The 19876-nt window shown below is 39.3% G+C and carries 15 protein-coding genes; 1 reads left to right on the forward strand and 14 read right to left on the reverse strand.

Going from position 1 to position 19876, the window contains the following annotated elements; translation table 11 throughout:
• Positions 1-165: 165 nt before the first annotated feature.
• From BMX26_RS04385 to BMX26_RS04435, 11 genes are all read right to left on the reverse strand, one after another.
• A complete protein-coding gene (locus BMX26_RS04385) occupies positions 166-813 on the reverse strand; it encodes a class A sortase (RefSeq protein WP_075530245.1) in 648 nt (215 codons plus the stop codon).
• Positions 813-4535 (reverse strand): helicase-exonuclease AddAB subunit AddA, encoded by a 3723-nt coding sequence (gene addA / locus BMX26_RS04390; RefSeq protein ID WP_075530246.1) that lies wholly within the window; start codon positions 4533-4535, stop codon positions 813-815. Before addA ends, BMX26_RS04385 begins: the two co-directional genes overlap by 1 nt.
• Positions 4535-8038: a PD-(D/E)XK nuclease family protein gene (locus BMX26_RS04395; protein WP_075530247.1), complete on the reverse strand. Its 3504-nt coding sequence runs from the start codon at positions 8036-8038 to the stop codon at positions 4535-4537. The genes addA and BMX26_RS04395 overlap by 1 nt, the downstream gene beginning before the upstream one ends.
• A gap of 110 nt (positions 8039-8148) precedes the next feature.
• Positions 8149-9465 carry an aminopeptidase C gene (locus BMX26_RS04400; RefSeq protein ID WP_075530248.1) on the reverse strand — a complete coding sequence of 439 codons (1317 nt, stop codon included), beginning with the start codon at positions 9463-9465 and terminating at the stop codon, positions 8149-8151.
• 101 nt (positions 9466-9566) lie between these two features.
• Positions 9567-10523, reverse strand: a complete 957-nt coding sequence (locus tag BMX26_RS04405; protein ID WP_075530249.1) for a ribose-phosphate diphosphokinase — start codon at positions 10521-10523, stop codon at positions 9567-9569.
• Between the two features lie 84 nt (positions 10524-10607).
• On the reverse strand, positions 10608-11798 hold the full coding sequence (locus tag BMX26_RS04410) for a PLP-dependent aminotransferase family protein (RefSeq protein ID WP_075530250.1): 1191 nt from the start codon (positions 11796-11798) through the stop codon (positions 10608-10610).
• Positions 11799-11954: 156 nt separating this feature from the next.
• Positions 11955-13337, reverse strand: a complete 1383-nt coding sequence (locus BMX26_RS04415; protein WP_075530251.1) for an aldehyde dehydrogenase family protein — start codon at positions 13335-13337, stop codon at positions 11955-11957.
• 174 nt (positions 13338-13511) lie between these two features.
• Complete coding sequence (locus BMX26_RS04420; RefSeq protein WP_180366053.1) at positions 13512-14045, reverse strand: hypothetical protein; 534 nt, start codon at positions 14043-14045, stop codon at positions 13512-13514.
• Positions 14046-14443: 398 nt separating this feature from the next.
• Complete coding sequence (locus BMX26_RS04425; protein ID WP_075530253.1) at positions 14444-15769, reverse strand: sensor histidine kinase; 1326 nt, start codon at positions 15767-15769, stop codon at positions 14444-14446.
• Positions 15747-16454, reverse strand: coding sequence for a response regulator transcription factor (locus BMX26_RS04430; protein ID WP_075530254.1), 708 nt, complete (start codon positions 16452-16454; stop codon positions 15747-15749). Before BMX26_RS04430 ends, BMX26_RS04425 begins: the two co-directional genes overlap by 23 nt.
• A 118-nt stretch (positions 16455-16572) precedes the next feature.
• Positions 16573-17037, reverse strand: a complete 465-nt coding sequence (locus BMX26_RS04435; protein WP_075530255.1) for a hypothetical protein — start codon at positions 17035-17037, stop codon at positions 16573-16575.
• 151 nt (positions 17038-17188) lie between these two features.
• On the opposite strand from BMX26_RS04435, the gene BMX26_RS04440 reads away from it, so the two are divergent.
• Positions 17189-17599 (forward strand): peptide deformylase, encoded by a 411-nt coding sequence (locus BMX26_RS04440; protein ID WP_075530256.1) that lies wholly within the window; start codon positions 17189-17191, stop codon positions 17597-17599.
• Between the two features lie 27 nt (positions 17600-17626).
• Here the strand turns inward: BMX26_RS04440 and BMX26_RS09485 are convergent, their stop codons facing one another.
• From BMX26_RS09485 to BMX26_RS04455, 3 genes are all read right to left on the reverse strand, one after another.
• Positions 17627-17935 (reverse strand): MFS transporter, encoded by a 309-nt coding sequence (locus BMX26_RS09485; protein ID WP_143454857.1) that lies wholly within the window; start codon positions 17933-17935, stop codon positions 17627-17629.
• A 474-nt stretch (positions 17936-18409) separates the two neighbouring features.
• Positions 18410-19174, reverse strand: a complete 765-nt coding sequence (locus BMX26_RS04450) for a tyrosine-protein phosphatase (protein WP_075530258.1) — start codon at positions 19172-19174, stop codon at positions 18410-18412.
• Positions 19167-19847 (reverse strand): glycerophosphodiester phosphodiesterase family protein, encoded by a 681-nt coding sequence (locus tag BMX26_RS04455; protein ID WP_173647570.1) that lies wholly within the window; start codon positions 19845-19847, stop codon positions 19167-19169. The genes BMX26_RS04450 and BMX26_RS04455 overlap by 8 nt, the downstream gene beginning before the upstream one ends.
• Positions 19848-19876: the final 29 nt, after the last annotated feature.

Here is a 19876-nt window from a genome sequence, read left to right on the forward strand (position 1 = left end):
CCTTTTAAAGACTCATTTTACACGTAAGATGCTTATTTTACGATAATTAGTACCAATAACTTGCCATAAATTATATCAATATTTTTGAAAATTATTATCATTTTCATATGAAAATATTGTTTGTTTCATAAAAAAGGAAACGACCTTTAATCGCTGCCTTTAACTTTATTGAAACATTTTAGCACCTTTTTGGGTGAGTGTTGTTTCTTTGATGAATTTAGCTTGAATGATCAGCCGCCGTTTTTCATTAACCCGACCTGAAGCACAAGTTACCAGCGTTAAAAGTTTTTGACCTTTAACATCGTTTAAATACTGGCTTTGACTTCTGTCAACCACAACCTTTTTAATTACTTGATAACAATACAATTTTTGGCCATCAGTCAGATAAACGTTAGCGGTGGTTTCTAATTTAGCCAAAGGTCCAAATAATAACCGTTCATTTTGGAGATGATGGCCAGCTAAAGCATAATTTTTCCGGCCTAGTTTTTGCTTTGGCTTCATCATGCCCGCACCGGCAGCTAAATATTCATTATTAAGCCCGTTAAAAACCGGCAATTTTAAGTGTACGGCCGGTATCGCCAATTTAGCCTGCGCATTTTGCTTGGTTAATGAAGCTTTTAACACAGCTAGCGTATCTAGCGCCTCAACATTAGCGAAATTATAATCAGCTTTAATCTTAGGCTGTCCTAATTTAGTTTGATTAGCCCGCTGGGCATCAAAATGAATCAAACTGTTTTTTAGCTGCTGATTAAAAACTAAACTCAACCCTATTAGCAATACAAATACAAAACCTATCTTTTTAACCCATTTCATTAGTCAACCTCAATTATTTCACCGTGGCTTAGAGAATAAAGATATTTTCCTTGAGCCGGAATCTTTAAGATATACTGCAAGGCCTTTTCATAAAGGCGCAGCTGTCCTGCATACTTTTTCTTGATATCTTCCAGCGGATTTTGATCAGTTTTATAATCAAATAACACAAAACCATTATCAGTTTCAAAATAGCCATCCACAATCCCGTGAATTAAGATAGGATCATCTTCTTGAATCTCATTAAAAATCATATTAGCCGGCAAAAGCATTGAAAATGGCTGTTCACGCTTAAGTGTTGCTTGATGCTGCAACACATCCTGCCCCAAGGCGCTGTCATAAAAGTGCAAAATTTTATCCACACTCATTTTAGCAGCTACTTGCGGCGTAATCAGCTGGTTAGCGACACATGCTTCAATCTGAGCCTCAATCCTTTTTGAAGTAGGTTTTTGTGACAAATCAAGCAATTTAAAAATCAAGTGCGTCGCCGTCCCGATTTGCGCTCCAGTGACTTTTTGTTCAGCTGTCATGAAGTTGGGCAAACCCAACTTTTGGCTGAAGCGGTGCGCTTTTTTATCCTCTAAAACGTCTTGCAAATCCAACGCCGACATTTCGAGCTGGTCTGGATCAGCAAATAACGTTTTGATTTCAGACACTGACTGGTAAGCAGCCGTTTTCGTTAAGGCTTCATGCGGATATTTATATAGCAACATCTCTTTTACCGCCTCAGCATCTTTAACATCTGCCGGTTGCGCCAACTGTTGGTCAAGCCAAGCCTCAATTGCACCCGTATCAGGAGTTTCCTGGTCTTTTAAATCAGCTTGATTAACTTCAGTAAGCGTAATATCAGCCTTAAATTTTTCATCCAATTCCGGCAAGGTCCAAGCGGTTTTCGTAAAAGCCTTCGTTCTAGCTAAAGCCGGCAAAACCCATGCCATAAAATTGTCATTTTGCTCACGCACATCATCATTTAATAACAAGTCTGTACTTGCTTGCGCTTTCTCCCATACTTTTTGGGCTTTGGCTTGGTCATCATAGCTGGCTGTCAACACCAATACCTGTTCAGCCCGCGTGATAGCCACATATAAAAGCCGCATCTTTTCTGCCGCTAATTGGCGGTCGCTGGCTTTTTTAACCACTAATTTAACTGGTGTTTCATATTTGATATTATGCTCTTCATCAACCCAATCAATTCCAATGCCATCGGTCTCACTTAACAGGTAAGCATTTTTTTGATCTTGCTTATTGAAACCATGATTCATATCAATCAAAAAGACAATTGGGAACTGCAGACCCTTGCTGGCATGGATCGTCATGATTTGCACCTGATCTTCTCCGCTTTGATCGACGACACTTGCTAGGTCATCATCTTTTTCCTGCATCTTTTTGATGAAATAAATAAACTGGAACAACCCTTTAAAGCTCGACTTTTCATAACTTGCGGCCCGGTCATACAAGGCATGCAGGTTCAAAGCCCGTTGCCGTCCTCCCGGCATACCAGTGACATATTCCAAAAAGCCCGTTTCTTCATAAATATCCCAGATTAAATCTGCTAAGTCGTTTTGCCGCGCTTTGGTTCTAAAGCGGGTTAACTGGTCTAAAAAATGGGTTACTTTTTCATAAACAGCCGGATTTGAGCTTTGATTTGCTTTTTTGCCAATAAAGGTCTGCAAGGCCTGATAAAAATCACCGCTGCGGTCATTAATCCGCAACAAGGCCAACTCATTTTCATTTAATCCGACTAACGGTGACCGCAAAACTGCCACCAAAGGAATATCCTGGCGCGGATTATCAATGACTTCAAGCAGCGAAAGCATAAGGCTGATTTCGGTGGTCTTAAAGTAATTTTCCGCCTTTTGTACATGATAAGGAATCCCACGCTTTTCCAATTCGCCGGCTAAAATCAAGTGGCTGTTTCTTGTTTGCGACAAAATGGCAAAATCGCTATATTTAACAGGCCGCATCGTTTGCAATTTACGGTCATAAATTTGGTAGCCTTCTGCTTGCATCTGCTTAATTTTTTGTGCTACCATCATCATTTCGCCTTGGGCTTTGCTATCAATTGTGAAATCAGCTTGCATCGGTTCTTGGTTTTCCCAGCGCATCTTTAAAGGCTGCGTTGCCTTTGTAGAGCTATCTTGGTAATACAGCATAACTTGTGCTTTGAACGCTGCTTTGCTCTTATCATCAGTTGGATAGTCGCTGGAACCGTAAACTAGTTGGGCATTGTCATCGTAGGCAATCTCGCCAATTTCTTGGTCCATAATTTGGCTGAAAATTAAATTGGTGACTTGGGCAACATTAGCAACTGACCGGAAATTTTCCTTGAGGATAATGCGCTCACCGCTTTGCGTGTCGTCAGCATAGCGCGCATATTTTTCTAGAAACAAGGTTGGATCAGCCAAGCGAAATTGATAAATCGATTGTTTAACATCCCCAACCATAAACATATTGCCGGGTTCTTCCTTGGCAAAGAGCTGCAAGATGCTTTCCTGCAATTTATTAGTATCCTGATATTCGTCCACCATAATTTCGTCATAGCGCGCCCTTAAATCAGCTCTGATATCCTTATTTTGCGCCAAAATATCATACGTATAGTGCTCTAAATCGTTAAATTCAAGCAGTTGTCGCCGTAACTTCTCAGCTTGATATCGCTCAGAGAATTTCTGAACCACCTCGCCTAACTTGTTGACCAACTTTTCCGAAGCAAAAAACATGGTTGTTAATGTCGCTTCGTCGGTTTGCACGCACTGCTGACAATCTTCAAGCTGCTTTTTAGCTTGATCGCGCAGGTCTTTGGCTTGCTTTTTCAAAGCTTTTTGTGCTTCGGATAATCCTTTGCTTTTATTTGGCCACTTTTCTGCTGTAAAACCAGCAAGTGCCTGCCTAATTTCTTCATATTTGCCGGTTGACAGCGTCTGTTCGATCAGCTTGACCTGTGCTCTTTCTTCTGCTAAAAAATCAGCAAAGAACATCATAGTCTCGTTTTCAGGGTCTAACATCAGGTTAAAGGCCTGGTCTAATTTGACCAAAACCTGCCTCAATTTTTGCAGCAGCAGCGGGCGGTATTTTTCCTTAAAAAAGCTGCTTTGGCTGAAGTCATCGTCTTCAAGGTGGTAATTAGACGCTAAATTTTGCAGCCAGGCCTGGGGATTAGGGTTAACGTTGGCAAAATCATAAGTTTTCATGACTAATTCATAAAGCTTTTGCTCATCTGTTTTGCCAAAGAAATTAGCAGCTAAGTCCAAAAAACCGGCATCAGAACCGTATAATTCTTCGCTTAAACTATCCCACACCTGTTCGCGCAGCATTTCAGCTTGGGTTGAATCAGCTAAAATTGAAAACCCAGGATCAATTTTAGCCTTGTAGTAATAGGTCTGCACAAATTTTAGGCAAAAAGAGTCAATAGTTGAAATATCGGCTGTGCCTAACTTAAGCTGCTGGGTCAAAAGATGCTTTTTGATGGCAGCAACATTTTCTGTTTTAATCGCTGCGCGGATTTTTTGCTGAATCCGCTCCTTCATTTCCTTGGCGGCGGCTTCTGTGAAGGTCAAAATTAATAAACGATCAATTTCACTTAAACGATGGCTATCCGTTTGACCTCTAAGCTTTTGCAAAACCCGCTCCGTCAACACGCTGGTCTTGCCTGAGCCGGCTGAAGCTGAAACTAAAATGTTGTGCCCTTCAGCCTTGATGGCTCTTTGTTGCGATAGCGTAAAATCCATTATTTACCCTCCTGTTCAGCTTTTATTTTTTCCAGGATGTCTTTGGCACCCAAGGTTGGAATGATGAAATAGTTATTTTCAGGCAGCATCGCATCAAATTGCATAATGGCTGGATATGGTGAATAAGTCAAGCCATTATTTTGCGAATCTTTATAAGGGAATAAGTCAATGCGCCCGGCATAGATCATATCGCAGGCTTTTTCAATCAATAAGCGGCTGTGTTCCAGCAGCAAGTCAATTTCTTCAGCCGTCAGCAATTTATGTTCTTTATTAGTATAACTGCCGTCTTTTTTGAGGTATATCGGATACATATTCGAATAACCGTTATCTAAATCTGCATCCAACTGTGATAACAACGCCTCATCATTGACCAATAAACCTTTGTATTTATTATCTTTAAACCGCGCTTTTTCTAAGCCGTCTTTTCGCACATTTTCTGCTTTAAGCGGTTTATCCGTAAATTCCAGGTAGCAGGCACCGGCAATTTTAGCCTTTTTATCCAGCAACTGCTCTTTGTCTTGCTTTAAGCAGGCCAGATAAGCCATCAGCTGTAGGGCCAACCCGTAGTATGCTTGGACATAATTGAAATCTTTGGGACTAGACTTATAATCGACAATGCCTAGATATGAGCCCTGGGATGTGTCGATTTGATCGATGCGGTCAATTCTTCCACGTACCCGTACCCGATTACCTAATTCTGTCACCCAATCTAACCCTTTTAGCCCTTGCGTCTGGCCGATTTGGCCAAAGAAGGTTTCTGTTCTAATGGTCTTTAACTGGCTATAGCTGCGCTGGTCTTTAATCACCTGCAGGGTATTTTTAACCCGCCGGTTAAGCCGACTAGCGATAAATTTCATCTTATTTGAGCTCTTTAAAATCGCATATTGCGGTTTCTCAGCTACGCCAAGCGCAACATCAGCAATCAAATCATCAAAATTTTCCTTGGAAATATCTTTTAAGCTGATTTTTTGAGCGATTAACTGCTTAAAGACCTGATCGGCGATATCGTGGAAATAACTGCCCTTGTCGGCGGGATTGATAGCAAAAACATCTCTTTCTTTTAAGCGCAGGCCATACCGCAAAAAGTATTCATAAGGATTTTGATAAAATGTCTCCAATTTTGAAATCGATGTATTTAATTCTTCACCATATAAAGCCTTGGCATTTTCTTTGGTTAATTGTACCGGAATATTTTGATATTTTAACCCTGCTAAAGCCCGTTTAGTCTTGGTTGGTGCTATAGCTGCCAAAATTTGATAACCATTTCGCCATACTTCCGGCAAAGCATTGGAATCATCGAGACTTTTCCTTTGGGCTGCTACCAAAGCTGGCAAGGCTAAGTCAACGGTGACTTGCAAGTCTTTAGGCGTCAATTTTTGTTCAACTAAATTAAAATGCTGCTTAATCCGCTCCACATAAGGTGATAGCTGCAAAGTCCCATCGTCTGAACTCTGTGGATAAGTGAAGATTAATTTTGCGGTTGGAGCTAAGAAAGCCAAATAATTTAAATAAGGCTCAAAGGCTAAAATGTGGCCTGTATTGGCCTGAGACAATAATAATTCGCCTTTGCCATCCATTAATTCGCGGTCTCTATCCGTCAACAAAGTCGTATTTTGGATGCGGTCGGGCATTACCATATCTGTAGCTCCCAGCATAAAGACGACTTTTTTATCGCGCGACTGCACCATACCCGTTTCTGAAACAGCCACGCCATCGATTGCGGTCGGCACACGGCGGTAAGTTGCCTTAGCAAAACCAGCATCCAATAATTTGATAAATTCTTGCGCTTTAAAGGTTTCTTCACCCAGATTTTCCACAAACTCATCCAGCATCTGGCAAAAAAGATTCCACACTTCTGCCGGTCTTTGGGAGGCCTGCAGATCACCTTCTTCTAGTGCCTGTCTTTGCCACTTTTCCAACTGCTCACATAGGCCGATTTTAACTAAAAATTCAACTAAAATTTGGCTGGCTTGCCGCCCATTAGCCGCTTTTTTCATTTTTTCAAAAAAGGGCGGCAGACTATCACTGATTAACCGGCGAATCACGTTAATTTCTTGGGTTAATTGCTGTTCTTTTGAGGTTTGCGTTCCTAAATCAAAATCACCAAATCGGTAGTAAACCCAGTCTTCTTTAGTCCAGGCCTTTTTACCTTCATAACCGTTGCGCAAAATAATATTCTCCGTTTTATCTAATAACGAGCGGAAACGGGCAGCCGAAATAAAGTTATTTTCTTGATCACGGGGCAAGAAAAGCTCGGTTTTAAGCAGGCGCATCAAATCTTGATAGCGGAAATTACGCCGGTCAATTTCAAATAAAGCATCTAAAAATTCCACCAAAGGATGGTCTGAAACCTTTTTTTCAAGGTCAATAAAAATAGGAATCTGCGCCTTTTTAAAGATGGGCTTAAGCATATTGCGATAAGCACCTAAGTGTCTGGTAAGTAACAAAAAGTCATTATAACGATAACCTTTTTCCTTAACCATTTGCCTAATCTTGCTGGCAATCAACGTCAATTCTTCTTGTCTGGTATGCAACTGATATAATTCGATTCCGTCAGCAACCAATTTTTCCGGCGCCAAGTCCGCTAAACTTCGCTCTGATTCAATCCAAAAGCTTTCCAAATGTTTGAGGTCTTCATTAGTCCGGTCAGCTTTGGCATAACTATCAACTAAGATTTTAACCTGCTTTTGCTTAGCCATCTGGCACAGATTGTAATAAACATTGGCTGGCTGATAGAACAAATCATCCATTTGCGGCGCCTCAAAAGCTGGCCGGTCTAAAATCAAGTCAACTTTAACTTCAGCCGCCTTTTGGCATAGACTGGTGATAACATCCATTTCTTTGCGTGTAAAGGTTCTAAAACCGCTCACTAAAAAGAAGCTGTTAGTTAAATCTTTTGTGTTTAAAAAAGCTGCTAAACTAGTCAAAATATCATTTTGATCCAAATATTTTCCCTGGATGTATTGGCTATATTCGCGGTAAACCAAAGCTAAATCATGCAGTTTTTCTTTGAGCAGCGCTTGTGAACTGTTAGCAGTGTCCAAATTAGCCGCCATTTGTACTAAATCATCAGGTAAAAGCGCATTTTGCGCCAATTCCTGCAGCTGCCGGGTTAATTTTTCGATGAAGCCCATTTGACTTTCCTGACCGCGATAGACCGTCAGCTGCTCCTTATTTTCATGCAAGATATGATATAAAATCATACTGCTGCCGGCTGCCGTTAACCGTGGCTGTTGGTAAGCCTTGGTATCTTGCATAAAATACCAGGCTAAACGGGTAAAGGACAAAACTTGAAAATTACTTTGACTAAAAAGTGCTTCATCTGGTGTTAAGCGCTTCTGCAAATAGGTCAAAGCTTTAACTTCTTGTTCAAATTTAATATGGTTAGGCACTAAGTAATAAATTTTACCGTCCGGATGCGAAGCCATCCATTGTCTTAATTGTTCAAATGCAGCTGTTTGATGGTCTTTAGCAGCTGTTCCTAAAATAAAACCTAAGCTCATCAGCTAGCCCCCTTTTAATTTAGCTTAATTATAACATGGTAAAGCGACAAACTTTGCCGCTTTACCAACACCACAAAAAAAGCCGGAAAAATTCCGGCTTAAATCATTTCTTATGCTAATGAATCCCATGGGGCCAACGGCTTAACAGCTTTAGCAGCAATTTCTTGTTGAGCCTTTGTCAGGTACTTCTTATCCACAATGATTTCGTAGACATAAGCATCAAACCAAGCATCAGTCATGATGAAGTAGCCTTTATCGCCGTTTTCATCACCCCAGGAATTTTCAACTTTCCATTTTGTTGGCTTTCCTTCGACCAAATCAACTCCGGTAAAGGCCATGGCATGTGAGCAAGCAGCTTCTCTGGATTCGAGGCGCTTCTTTTTATCCAAAGCAAGGTCTAAACCAAAAAGTTCATCTTGCTTAAAGTATTCTGTGTCCAAAATACCTTCTTTACGGTCCATATCTTTCAAAACATCACAGCCAAACCAAACAGCCTTGCCGTCTTTTAGTTGTGCAATCACAGCATCTTTTAATTCTTTAGTGGCAACGGTTAAAAAGTCAACCTTAGGTCCATTGAAAATATATTCTTGACTAGGCATATTAAAGTGTCCGCCCAGCTCATGGTCAGGCGCATCAACTAAAGAAGTATAATCTTCAGCTTTGAAGTCTACGTATTTTTCCAAGAAGTCTTTAGGTGTTAAATGCCGGTCAATGTGGTAGTTATTGTCATCATCCCGATATTCAAAATCAAATTCAACCGGTGGCTGACCAAAAGCGTAAACCAGCATCCGGTAAACATCTTTCATTTGTTCTTTCTTGAATGTCCGCAATTCTTCATCTGAAGCACCGTCTTGATGCATTTGCCGCAAAGTTACGGTATCTTTTTTGAGCTTCAAATTCAAAACATCATTTAATTCAGCGGTATGTTCACTGGTATAAGTTTCAGGCATCACACTCTTAGGCACTAACCCATATTTTTCAATTAAAGCAGCCCCATTGGCAAATTGGCCGCCATCACTGTTGCCCCAGTCAAGGTAAAAGAGGTATTCACGATCATCATTAGGGCGATCAGCCAATTCAATCATTTTTTCATAATAGAAATTCGTTTTTTCCAAACGATCATAGAAGGAATCATAGTTTTGCGAAAATTCAAAGTCTTTTACTTTGAGCTTATCAGCGACTTGCTGACGCAAAACATTTAATGTCGCAAATAACCAGCAGCGACCACTCTTCTTTTGGTTGGTAATCTTGCCGGTCTTTACTTCAATAGAGAAAGTCCGGTCGTGGTTTTTCTTAGCAGCATAATTTTTGCTGGCTTTAACCACGCCATTTTCTTGCACAGTGCGTGCCAATACATTGGCTAGCGGTGTTTGTTGGTAGGCTTCTTCAAATGAAGCTAAATCTTTTAAGGTCAAATCTTCTGACATTATTATCTTCCTCCAAATCAAATTAAATTAAATTAACACCATTTTATCATTTTTTATTAAGAAAATCAAAAAATAAAAAAGGCTGCTGCCGCAGCCTTTTTTTAAATACTATCATTTTTATCAAATAAAATATCAACTGATTGGTTGTGATAAATCCGTGAAATAGCCTTCGCAAAGATTGGTGCCACGGAAATAACGCTCAGTTTATCAAATTGTTTAGCTTCAGGAATCGCAATTGTATCTGTCACAACAACTTCCTTGTATTGTGAAGCCTGCAATTCTTGCACCGCATTACCGGAGAAGATAGGGTGGGTTGCACAAGCGTAAACGTCTGTGGCTCCAGCAGCATGTAAAGCAGCTGCAGCATCAACCATCTTGCCCCCGGTATCAATCATGTCATCAAAGACAATGCACTTGTGACCCGCTACTTCGCCAATAATTTCAGCTTGTTCTACCCGGGCTTTGTCGCGCTTATCGACAATCGCAATCGGAGCCTTCAACAATTCAGCCAGGTTGCGCGCTGCTTTAACACCATTATGGTCCGGAGCCACAACGACAACATCATCGGCCACCCCATTTTGCTTAAAGTAGTCGGCTTGCGCATAAATTGCCTTTAAATGATCTACAGGAATATTGAAAAAGCCTTGCAATTGCCCCGCATGCAGATCTAACGTTACTACCCGGTCAGCTCCAGCTAAAGAAATAAAGTTGGCAATTAATTTAGCTGTGATTGGTTCCCGGCTGCGTGCCTTCCGGTCGGCTCTAGCATAACCGTAATATGGAATAACCGCATTGATTGAACCAGCGCTGGCTCTTCTTAATGCATCCATCATTACCATTAATTCCATGAAATTTTCATTTACAGGGTCAGAAATTGATTGCAAAATGAAAACATCATCGCCACGAACACTTTCGTTAATGTTAATTTGAATTTCTCCATCACTAAAGTGCTTAACTGACGCATCACACAATTCAACTCCCATAGTATCAGCTACTTTGCTGGCTAATTGCGGGTTGGAGTTGAGTGAAAACAGCTTAATTCCTGCATTTTCTTGCATTTTTTTATCGGCTCCTCTATCTTGTCCATTTCATCTACAAAGTAATTATAATCGAAAAAGCGAAGAATTGCTATCTCAAAAAAGTTAAATGTTAACAACCTGCTGGCGCAACATTTTTTTTAAAGCCTGCCCCAATAGCCGGCAACCCTTTTTAATCTGAGCTTCGTTGACACCGGTAAAATTAAGCCGGAATCCATTAGCTTGATGGCTTACAACAAAAAGTTCCGATCCTTCAACAAAAGTTACTTCTGAAGCTGAAGTAAGCAAGTCTTGTGCCCGATACTCTTTAGGCAAAGTAACCCAGATAAAAAAGCCTCCTTTTGGTTTGGTAAAATGACATTCGGCTGGAAATTCCTGTTTTAAACAGGTCAGCATCAGCTGCAATCTTTGCTGGTAAAAATGATTAATCTTAGCAATATGAGCTTCTAAATCATTGTGTGTTAAATATTCATCAATGGCTTGTCCAATAATATTAGAAGGATTGCAATCATAAGCCAGCCGTAAATCGCGCGCTAAACCGATTATTTGGGGGTCAGCTATCATCCAGCCTGTCCGTAGGGCTGGAGCTAAAATTTTGGAAAAGCTTCCTAAAAAGACCACATTGCCCTTTTGATCAAAACTTTTAATGCTAGGCAGACTCTCACCTTGGTATCTTAAGTCGCGGTAAGGATCATCTTCTATCACTAAAAAGCCATATTCAGCAGCCATTTGCGCTAACCGTTGCCTTTTTTTAAGCGACATACAAATGCCGGTAGGATTTTGAAAGTCAGGAATGGTGTAGACTAATTTTAAAGGATAGCTTTGGCAAATAGCTTCTAATTGATCCAAATCAAGTCCGTCAGCTTGCATTTCTACTTCAAGAAAATGCGGTTTGCGACTTTGAAAGGCTTCTAAAGCGCCGATATACGTCGGAGCTTCTACAGCCATACAGTCGCCTTCATCTAGATATAAATCAGCTAATAAACTTATGGCCTGTTGCGCTCCTTGCGTTAACATGATGTTATCAGCTTGACAATTAATTCCGGCTTTTTTAGCTCTTTGAGCTAATTTTTGTCGTAAAGGCAGGTAGCCTAAGGCTGATGAATATTGGTAAAAATCAGCTAAACTTTGGCTTGTCCGTGCTTTAAAGGCTTGATCTAAAGCAGCTTTAGAAAAGAGCTCTTTGGCCGGATAGCCGCCAGCAAAAGAAATTGCATCTTTTCTTTCTGATAAAGCAAATAAATTTTTTAAGCCTGTCATATCACGTGAAAAGCGTTGTGAAATTTGTGGTAGCATAATTTTCTCCTAATACTTATATAATAGTGTTCTTGTAATAACCATTAATAGCATATCCTTTTTTCAGAATTAAGTAAAACTCAAGTTTTTCATTTTTAAATGAAAATAATTCATCAACCCCATCAAAAAAAGCCCAAGCAAGCTTGGGCTTTTGTCTTATTTAGATTTAGCTAAGTTCTTCAAAAAACCGGTTTCGCTTCGGTAAGCAACAGTCTTCATATTAAGCAAGTCAGTAGCGGTAATATTATGCGAAACCGCATTACCGCCATAAGTCCCGGTTCCCAAAGTCAATGATGGTGTCAAGTTGTTATACAAACCGCCAACCCCGCCTAAAGCAGATGGTGTATTGACCAAAATACGGCAGGCTGTCATTTCTTGGGCAAATTTAACAATTAAACTTTCATCTTCGCTGTGGATAGCAGCTGTATGGCCACGGCCGCCATAATCAAGCAATTGTTGGCAGATAAAGAAGGCTTCCCGTTCATCTTTAGCCTTATACATAGTCAAAACCGGCGATAATTTTTCAGCTGACAAAGGATAATCAGGACCGACCCCATTTAATTCAGCTACAATAATCCGCGTATTTTCAGGCACATCAAGGCTGCATAAAAGGGCAATCTCTTTAGCGCTCTTACCGGCTAAAATGCCCCGGACTGTTTTGCGCTTTTCATCAATGAAGGAAGCGCTGAAATCAGGAATTTGTTCTTGGCTCAAGAAATAAGCCCCATGCTTTTCCAATTCCTTTTTAACATCATCATAGATAGAAGCATCGACAACAATAGAATTTTCGGAAGCACAAATCATCCCGTTGTCAAAGGTCTTTGACATCGCGATATCATCGACGGCCTTAGTCACATTGGCACTCTTTGAAATATAGGCTGGACCATTGCCGGGACCAACCCCTAAAGCCGGTTTGCCGGAAGAGTATGCTGCCCCGACCATACTTGGACCGCCCGTAGCCAAAATCAAGCTGACGCCTTTATCATGCATCAAAGCTGTCGTAGCAGCTAAACTAGGCTCTTCAATCCATAAAACACAATCCTTTGGTGCGCCCGCTTCCATAGCAGCTTTAGCGACAATTTGGCCGGCTAAAACACAGCTCTTTTGGGCTTGCGGATGAAAGCCAAAGACAATGGTATTTCTTGTCTTTAATGCAATCATAGTTTTAAAAATAACAGTTGAGGTTGGATTCGTCACTGGTGTAACCCCCGCAATAACCCCCATCGGTTCAGCGATTGAAACCAATCCTTTAGCCTGGTCACGCTTAACAACACCGACTGTTTTGACATCTTTTAAGCTTTCCCAAATGCATTGGCTGGCAAAAATATTTTTGGTAACTTTGTCGGCTACCACCCCACGGCGGGTTTCTTTAACGGCCGCTTGGGCCAATTCTTGGGCATGTTCCTGTCCGGCTTTGGCAATTGCTTCACAAATGTGGTCAACTTGTTCTTGTGAAAAAGTCGACAAAATACTCTGGGCATGTTGCGAACGCTTAACTAAATTTTCAACCATTACTTCGGCTTCTGTTTCTTCAGCCATCTTTATATCCATCTCTTTCTATATAAGTCTTTAGTTAATCTTCAATTACAGATTTAGTATAGTCCTTTTTATGCCAGGATTAAATATTTAAATTAAAAAAATCGCCCTGTAACCGCTTTTTTTGTGAAAAAGTGAGCTTTTCTGGAATTAAAAAAGCTGCCTTAAGGGCAGCTTTTAATTAATATTCAATTGACATATCTTAACTTGCTTTTTAAATTTAATGACTAAAATACTCCCACAAAGAAGCAGCAGTACACAATCGGCCTTCAAGAAATTGACCACTAGCGTAAGTAGCAGGCTGCCGTATTCATTTGACGGGTCTTCGACAGCTAAGACTCCGATGATTCGGCCCGAAATATCATATTGAGGTTGATAAATCTTTAAGATACTTTTGCCGTCAACCCATTTCAACTTGCGTATATATCGGCCTTGTTTTAACTGAGCTAAATCTTTTTTAGTCAAAGCGGCAAAGATTTGCTTTTGATAGTAGCTTTTTTGTAAATTCCAAAAGCCGAAATTTTCTTTAGGACTAATTTCTTTACTTGTCTTCACCTTTAAACTAACCTGGTGTTTTTTGGTTTGCGTATATTCTAAATGCTTCAATTTAATCAAACTAGCCGCTTCATTTAATTTATTCCACTCATTATTCGTTAAACTGGCCTGCATAAATAAGAAAAAAAGGACTTGAAACCCCAATAAAAGTATCATTATAGCACCTAAAAAATTGCGATAGATTTTTTTTACGTCCGAATTCATCTGCAAGACCCCGATTTTTTACTGCTGGCTCCCGCGCCTAAGCCTTTTAATTTTGAATATTTAATCATTATATCTTAATTAATTTATATAATAGCATAATTTCTCCTAAATTTATATATATTTGAATCTTTTTTTGCATTTAGTGTTTTATTATTGATCAAATAAGAAAGATTTCGTTTTCAAAAAAGATAAGTTTCTAAATTTGCCTTTTTCAGTCATTTTAGCTTAATTCTCAAATAGCAAAAGACTAGCTTTTTAATACTAAAATTCATTTTTACTATCTTTTTACTGTCTTTATAACAAAATAGGCATAAAAAAGCTGGAAAATAATAATTTTCCAGCTTTTTTGTTTATTTTATGCGCTTAAATTTTAAAATAACGGTAAATAAATCCGTCTGTGCCTGAATATCACATCCACCACCCATTTTCCGCATCATTTTTTTAACATTTTCTAAGCCTATCTGGTTGCTATCAATTTTAGAAGGCTTATTTTGGCTTTTATTTTCAAATAAAAGCCAAATATATTGCTGATTTTCCCCGGTTAAAATCTTAACCGGCTTATTTTGGTCTGCATATTTAACAATATTAGAGGTTAAATTATCCATAATCCGGGTAATATATGTTTCATGCACAGCTACCTGCCCCTTAGTGGCTGTAAACTGTGGCTCAACGGTAAAGCCCTGCTGGAATAAATAACCGGACATATCTGATAAGCGATCGTAAAAAACTTCTTTGAAACTGCCCTTTTTTTCCAATTCGACGTCTTGTTCAATATTAACCAGTGAATATTCAAATAATCGATCAGACATAGTTTTGAGCTGCTGGGTTTTTTGGGCGATTTTAGCCAAATAGGCCTGTCTTTTTTCTTCGTCTTTGGGATCGGCTTTTAAAATTTCAGTATACAGCATAATCGACGTCAAAGGCGTTCTGATATCATGCGACAAAGACGTAACCATCTTCGCGTTAGCATCCATCAGTTCATCTTTTTGCTTGAATTGCTCTTTTAACGACAACCGCATTTCATTTAATCCCGTTGCTAAAGTAGCAATTTCATCATACCCTTTAGTCTTAATTTCATAGTCCAGATCGCCTGCTTCCAGCACCATAATATCTTGGCTTAATTTTTGAATTTTTTTTATCTGATACCTGATTCCCAGCATCACCACGCTAAAGAAGAGGATAAAACTCAAAATTATCACTGTAAAAAAAGCCAGATCATATAGGCGGTAAGGATAGATTCCTTCAATATAAACTGCCGCTTTGCCGTCAGCAAAAGTCATTTGAAAATCTTTGCTGGTCAAATCCTCTTCTTCTAAGGAGGAGGCAGCCACGCCGCTGCGGTTATAAACTACCTTATCATTTTTATAAATCACCACCATCAAAATGCCCTGTTTCAAAACCCATTTATCTAAGTCTTTTTTATCGGTCGTTTGCAGGTTATTTTGGGTGATGTATTTTTGCAGGCGCGCGGCATAATGCTTACTTTCTTTAGTTTCATAATGAATTTGACTATAGTATTTATCAAGATAATTCGATGATAAATTATAAGCCGCTAAAAAAAAGCCAATCGCTAAACCAAAAGCCAGCAGCAATAGCAAAAGCAGTTCAACATAGATGCTTTTGGATTTTGGGCGGCTTTTTTTAAGCCAGCTTTTAAAGTTCTTCAGGATTTTCAAACCGGTATCCCCTTCCCCACACGGTCTTGATGTAGCGCGGATTTTGCGGATCAGGCTCAATTTCCAGCCGCAATTTGCGGATATGCACCATCACCGTATTGGCACAGGTATAAAAATACGGTTCCCGCCACACACTTTCGTAGATATTTTGCGCTGAAAAAATCTTTTGCGGATGTTCCATCATGAGTCTTAACATCTTATATTCTAAATCAGAAACATCCACCTTTTGCCCATGAGCCTCGATTTCATTAAATTCACGATTAAGCTTAATGCCAGCCAGTTCTAACACCGGCTCTTTAGGATTTTCTTTACCCTGATATACTTGATAGCGTCTCAGCAAGGCTTTGACTCGGCCTAAAAGTTCTGCATATGAAAACGGCTTAGCTAAATAATCATCTCCACCTGCCATTAATCCTGCTAACTTATCAGCTTCCTGCGATTTAGCTGTTAAAAAAAGGACCGGCACATTTGATTTTTCCCGAATCTTTTGGCAGGTCAAAAGCCCATTTAACCTTGGCATCATAATATCTAAAATTACTAGGTCAAAACTATTATCCAAAATCTCCAAGCCTTCTTGGCCGTCTTGGGCTTCTAAAACTTGATACTTTTCGGCTTCTAAGAGGATTTTGACCCCCATTCGGATATCTTCATCATCTTCCACAATTAAAATTTTTCCTTGAAACATGTTTTACCTCATTTATCTTCTTTAACATTAATTGCCTATATTATGACGCCTACTTCTTAACAAATTCTGAACGTTTTTTAAAATTAAATAAAAAAGGCGTGTTTGCACACGTCCTATCTCATACTCTTTTATTATTCCGTACTTGAACAACAATCCCTAAAACTGCTGTGCATGCTGCCCCAATAGTAATCACGCACCACAGCAGCGACATATAAATCCTTTTTGGTGTTATTGCATTACTTGTATGCGGCAGCGATTCAGGCTGACCGCCTAAGTTATTCAAGCAAATGTTAATTCGATTTAAAGCTGCATCAACATCTTTTTGTGAAGCCCTCCTGCTGAGCACTTCCCGTCCATCTATTAACGCTTGATTCAATTCCTGCTTGCCGTCATCAGTAGCTTTTTGATAGGCCTTTAATTTTTGATAATGCTCCACCGCCTGCGCTGAAACCGCCTTTTGCAAAGCAGCATATTCAACGACCTGCCCTTGACTATTAGCTTGTACCCTAACATTAACCAGCACAATAGACAAAAAGAGCGCACAAAAAATTAATACAGCCTTCTTAATAACTCCATTCAACATTCCTTTATTCCCCCAGAAACTAAACCTAACTAACATAAAATTAACATTTTTATTATATAATAATGCTATAAATGTGACAATTATCCAGGTGACAAATCACCTTTTGACATTTTTATCAAAAGTGACAAAAAGAAGGGAGAAAATCAGCCAAATGATCAAAGAAATTAACCATGATATTATTTTCTTAAAGAAAAAAGCCACACCTGCCAGTAAAAAAGATACGCAAACAATCACCGACTTATGTGATACTTTAGCCCACTACCAAGACCACTGTGTTGGAATGGCAGCCAACATGATTGGTGTCAATAAACAGATTATTGCTTGCTATTTTGGACCCTTTATGACTGTCATGCTCAATCCCCAAATTACCCACAAAGAAAACCCTTATACTACCACCGAAGGCTGCTTAAGTTTAGCAGGCCAGCGTGAAGTAAAACGCTATGAAAAAATTACTGTAACTTATTTGGATAAGAATTTTACCCGTCAAAGTCAAACCTTCTCCGGCTTTTTTGCCCAAACGATTCAGCACGAAATTGACCACTTGCATGGGATTTTAATCTAAAAAAGGTGCTCAAATTGAGCACCTTTTTTATTTATGCAGCCAGGCATAACCTGTATTCAAAATAAAAATACCCACGCCAGCTACTACAAAACAGCTTAAATTATTAATACTCATCACTTGGCCAAAAATAAAGCTGCCTAAAGGCATAAACAAAATAGCTACCGTAAAAATCACACTAAATACCCGGCCCAAATATTTGTTATCGCAAATATATTGAATATAAGTATAAAATGAGATGTTAAACAGAGCTAAAAAACCACCTACTAAAATAAATGGCAGATATATGCTCCAAGCTAGATTCAGTGGCATAATTTCACCCAAAACAGGTAATAACACAAGGCCTACACCCAGTCCATACAAAGAGATAATTATTTTTAGGCGGCCTTGCTTAAACTTAATTTTATTATCCAAAAAAGAAAATAAAATGGAACCGCTAGATTCACCAATCAATGCTTTCCCGTAAGCATTACTGATTTGTCCTTGATAAAGGTGATTTAAATAAGGCAAAAACAAATTATAAGCCGCTAAAAAGAAGGTGACACCTGAAGCTAGCAGGATAGTCTGCCAAATGATTTTATGGTTCCAGGTATACTTGATGCCTGCTTTAATTTCTTAAAAAAAGCTAAATCTTAGTCAAAAAATGCTGCTATTTGGAAAAATCCTTATCTCTAGCTCAAAAACTCTGCCGTTTTGATATATTTTGGGAAATTTATGCTGAAAAAGCCCAATTGCAAAATGACGCTAACCATTTTGCCGAAGGTTTAACCATGTTAAAAATGCTAAAAAAAATGCCCATTAAAGGGCATTTTTTTATTTCAAATATAATTGCCGCAAATCTTTTTGCTGGGCTTTTGTTAACTGCAATTCACTCGCTAAATACTGCGCCACCGTGCCATATTCTTTTTGCATTACAGCCAAAGCATGATCTAAATATTGTTCCGAAACCATGCCTAAATAATCAATATTTTGCGTAAAAATTGCTCCTTTAGGCTGGGCTTCTTGATGATCTTTGATTTGCTGAGCTTTCAAATATTGATTTGAAGCCAAATAATCTTGTCTAATGGTCTTTTTATCAGCTCCCAAAGCGGTCAAAAGATACACCGCCCCCATTCCCGTGCGGTCTTTGCCGGCGGAACAATGGAACAGAACCGATTCATCGTCTTTGGTATTCGCCAATAAAACATCAAAAAAAGTCCGATATGCTTTTTTGGAGCTGTCTTCCAAGACGATATCCTTGTAAGCTTCCAACATATCATTTAAAGCTGCCCGGTCATCGGTATAATAATTACGCCTCGATTCCCATTTTTCATTTGTACTGTTGGTTTCATCAATTGGAAAAACCGAAACAAAATGGTAATTAACTCCAGCTGGAATCCGGTCCGGTTCATGCCTTTGTTCTGCTTTCGACCGAAAATCAACATCATCATGCAAACCGTACGCCTTTAAAAAAGTTAATTCCGGTTCAGTCAAACGGCTTAATTTACCGCTGCGGATAACTTTTTTCTGCTTCAAAATACGTCCATCAGCCATCACAATTCCGCCCATATCGCGGAAGTTATCACAGTTTTTAAGCATCTGCTTTCATCCTCTCTTTTAGCCGGTTCATTTTTTCAAAATCATTAGTAAAAAGACCACTGACCCCTTTTTGCATTAATTTTTGCGCCAAAAGCTCATCATCAATGGTCCAAATTCTTTGCACCCCCGAAAAATCATGCCACAAATGGGGATGAAGGCCCTTGAGGCGGTTTTCTTGAAGCAATTTTTGCGGATTTTCAACCTCAAAATCAACCAAATAATTACAGTCTAAAGTCGCATCGAAAGCTAATGCCTGGCGTAAAGTCTCCAAATTAAACGACGAATAAATAATTTGAGGGAAATCCTGCGCCAAATAAAGCACTTTTTCCACTAAACCCGGATAAGCCTGTTTGTCCGTCTTGAATTCTAAATTAATCAACCCTGGATAAGTCTTTAAAATCGCTAAAACTTCGGTCAAAGTAGGAATACTTTCGCCATTTTGCAGATGACAAGCTTTCACCTGCGCTAAAGTCATGTCCTTAATTAAACCTTTTTGATCAGTTGTCCGGTCGACCTTCTCATCGTGAATCACTACCGGCACCTGGTCTTTAGTCAAATGTACGTCAAATTCAATTCCTTCGGCACCATTTTTAACGCAATAAGCAAAACCCTCTAACGAATTTTCCGCAAATTTTTTAGGATAGCCCCGATGACCAAAAATCTTTGTTTTAATATCCACACTAAAGCCTTCCATCATTATAA

It is taken from the genome of Ligilactobacillus sp. WC1T17, assembly GCA_900110005.1.
Taxonomy (GTDB): domain Bacteria; phylum Bacillota; class Bacilli; order Lactobacillales; family Lactobacillaceae; genus Ligilactobacillus; species Ligilactobacillus ruminis_A.